This window comes from Leuconostoc sp. S50, assembly GCF_016624925.1.
GTDB lineage: Bacteria > Bacillota > Bacilli > Lactobacillales > Lactobacillaceae > Leuconostoc > Leuconostoc pseudomesenteroides.
This window is the reverse complement of record NZ_JACVUE010000042.1, coordinates 1-247: the sequence shown is the minus strand read 5'-3', so window position 1 is coordinate 247 and position 247 is coordinate 1. Positions and strand designations below refer to the sequence as shown.

Sequence of the window (247 nt, the reverse complement as noted above, 5' to 3'; positions counted from 1 at the left end):
TCGAACAGTGAATCCACGTCAAAGAGCGACTTTATCTCGAACAGCGACTCCACGTCAAAGAGTGAATCGATTTCGAACAGTGAATCCACGTCAAAGAGCGACTCTATCTCGAACAGTGAGTCAATGTCAAAGAGTGACTCTATTTCGAACAGTGAATCCACGTCAAAGAGCGACTCGATCTCGAACAGTGAGTCGACGTCAAAGAGTGAATCGATTTCGAACAGTGAATCCACGTCAAAGAGCGACT

The 247-nt window shown here is 45.7% G+C and carries 1 protein-coding gene; it reads left to right on the top strand.

From position 1 onward, the window contains the following. On the top strand, window positions 1-247 hold a 247-nt coding region (locus tag IAE53_RS11310), incomplete at both ends, for a hypothetical protein (RefSeq protein WP_200554251.1).